General features: G+C 66.3%; 3 protein-coding genes. All 3 read right to left on the reverse strand.

The genetic code is table 11. From position 1 onward, the window contains the following. Positions 1–40: 40 nt before the first annotated feature. A complete protein-coding gene (locus KBA32_RS17015) occupies positions 41–1,534 on the reverse strand; it encodes a F0F1 ATP synthase subunit alpha (protein ID WP_294361490.1) in 1,494 nt (497 codons plus the stop codon). After that, positions 1,524–2,273 carry a F0F1 ATP synthase subunit delta gene (locus KBA32_RS17020; RefSeq protein ID WP_294361491.1) on the reverse strand — a complete coding sequence of 250 codons (750 nt, stop codon included), beginning with the start codon at positions 2,271–2,273 and terminating at the stop codon, positions 1,524–1,526. The genes KBA32_RS17015 and KBA32_RS17020 overlap by 11 nt, the downstream gene beginning before the upstream one ends. A gap of 8 nt (positions 2,274–2,281) precedes the next feature. After that, on the reverse strand, positions 2,282–2,562 hold a 281-nt coding region (locus KBA32_RS17025), incomplete at its 5' end, for a hypothetical protein (RefSeq protein WP_294361493.1).

Genomic DNA, 2,562 nt, shown 5'->3' on the forward strand with positions numbered 1-2,562 from the left:
TCCCGAGATGTCGTTCAGGAACCCGAGGCGGCGGAGCAATTCACGCCGGCTGCTCACGATCCATGCTTTCGAAAATGGAGCGTATCGCCGGCAGCCAGGTTTCGCGGCTGTCATCGAGCGACAGCGGAAGTTTCCCCGCCTCGGCCAGCAGGCGCGCGAGCCGCGCCGCGATCCGTGGAAGCTCGATGCCGTCGAACAGCCCCTCGTTGTAGGCGATCAGCCAGGCCAGTTGTTGCCCGGAGGTGAGCGGAGACAGACGCTCCTGCTTGAGCAACTCGCGCAGCGTGCGGCCGCGCCGGATCTTGGCCTCGACGCTGGCCTCAAGCCGGGAGCCGAAGCGGGTGAAGATTTCAAGCTCCTGAAACTGCAGGAAGTCGAGCTTCATCCGGCCGGCCTCGGTCTTTATCGCGGCGTGCTGCGCCTTGCCGCCGATGCGTGAGACCGAGCGCGTGACGTCGATCGCCGGCAGTAACCCTGCCGCGAACAGGCGCGAATCGAGGTAAATCTGCCCGTCGGTGATCGAGATCAGGTTGGTCGGGATGTAAGCGGCGATCTCGCCTTGCTCGGTCTCGACCAGCGGCAGCGCGGTCATGCTGCCGCCGCCTTGCGCCGCGCCGAGGCAGGTCGAACGTTCGAGCAGGCGCGAATGCAGGTAGAAAATGTCGCCCGGATACGCTTCCCGCCCTGGCGGTCGGTGCAGGAGCAGCGATAGTTCGCGGTAGGTGCGCGCGTGCGTGGTCAGGTCGTCGTAGACGACGAGCACGTCGCGGCCGGCCCACATCCAGCCCTCGGCCAGCGCGCAGCCGGCAAACGGGGCGATGTACTTGAGACCGGGCATCGCGGTCGCCTCGGCGACGACGACGCAAGTGAAGTCGAGCGCCGCCGACTGGCGCAGCGTCTCGATCGTCGACACGATCGCCGACCGCTTCTGGCTGATCAGCACGTAGACGCAGACCACGTCGCGCCCCTTTTGCGCGAGCACGGTATCCAGCGCGAGTGCGCTCTTCCCGGTGCCGGCGTCGCCGATGACCAACTGGCGCTGGCCCTTGCCGATGGGCACCATCGTATCGACCATCTTCCAGCCGGACATCAAGGGCCGGTTCACGAAGTCGCGGGCGATGATCGGCGGCGAGCCCGTTTCCAGCGCACGGCGCGCGATCGCCGGGATCGGCTGACCGCCGTCCAGCGGCGTTCCCAGCGGATCGATGACGCGCCCGAGAAACGCATCGCCGACGCCGATGTCGAGCGTCTTGCCGGTCAGGAAGGTCGCCGCGCCGGCATTCAGGCCGCTGCCCCGGCTGAGCAGGATGGCGCCGATGCGCTCACTCCCGAGGTGAAAGACGAGGCCACGGCTGCCGTCTTCAAACTCGAGTACTTCATCCATCGCCGCCGAGGGCAAGCCCTCGATCCAGACGACGCCGTCGCCGACCGAGACGACGCGGCCCTGCTCGGTGAGGCGCAGGCGGAACGCGTAGCCGTCCAGCCAGTTCGCCTGTCGTGCCAGCGGCGACAGTGCTTGCCGGTCAGAGGACATGGTTGGCGGCCGCCTTGAAACTGGCCAGCTCGTCGGCGAAGTTCATGTTCAGCTGCCACGGCCCGAGCGACAGCCGCACGCCGGCGAGCAGGTTCGGGTCTTCGTCGAAGGCCACGGCCAGCCCGGCTTCCAGTGAGCTTGCCAGCGCGGCCTCGATCCGCTGGCGTTGCTCCGCCGATAACGGGAAGGCCGTGGTGACCGTGGCCTTCGCCTTGTCGACGAGCACGGCGCGGCGCAGGCTCTGGAGTTGCGTTTCCGGCAGCTTCGTCCAATCCTCGAACAGCAGGTCGACAAACCGCGCCTCGACCGCCGGGTCGGCCAGGCGCGCCATGAGGGCGGCGGCAAAACGCTGGGCGTGTGTCAGCGCCTCGACCTCCAGCTCGCGTTGCGCCTCCTGCTGCTTGTGCGCGGTGACCGCGGCGATCCGCTCGCGCTCTTCCAGCAGTGCCTTATCCAACGCCTGCATCTGCCGGTTTCGTTCCTGCAGCAGCTCGGTGTCCAGCGCGGCCCGCACTTTCGCCTTTTCCATGTCCCAGTCGGCCAGCCGCCGCTGGTACTGCTGCTGCAGTTCCCTGGCGCCGTCCTCGATCGCCCGGGCTTCCGCGAGCTTGCCCTCGACGCGCTGCTGGCGTGCGGCGATCGCCTCCATCACCGGCCGGTAGAGAAAGCGCTTGAGTATCCAGACCAGGACCAGGAAGTTGATGATCTCGAGAACGAGCGTCGTCCAATCGATCTGCATGACCGGCCCTATTTGAGGAGGTATTCAAGGAGCGGATTGCGGAAGAGAACGATCAGCACGATCACCAGCACGTAAATCGCCAGCGACTCGATCATCGCCAGGCCGATGAAGAGGGTGCGACTGATCGACTTTTCCGCCTCAGGCTGGCGCGACAGTGCGTCCAGCGCCGTGGCGATGGCCTTGCCCATGGCGATGGCGGGGAAGATGACCCCGATCGCGATGGCCGCGACCGCCGCGATGGTCGAAACGAGTACGAACGTGTTCATGTCATTCATCCTTAAAAAACCTC

Source organism: Propionivibrio sp. (assembly GCF_017995515.1).
Taxonomy (GTDB): Bacteria; Pseudomonadota; Gammaproteobacteria; order Burkholderiales; family Rhodocyclaceae; genus Propionivibrio.

Bases quoted from the DNA above. Each gene is read 5' to 3' on its own strand.
- KBA32_RS17015 (WP_294361490.1), bottom strand. From the start codon at position 1,534: ATGTCCTCTGACCGGCAAGCACTGTCGCCGCTGGCACGACAGGCGAAC.
- KBA32_RS17020 (WP_294361491.1), bottom strand. From the start codon at position 2,273: ATGCAGATCGATTGGACGACGCTCGTTCTCGAGATCATCAACTTCCTG.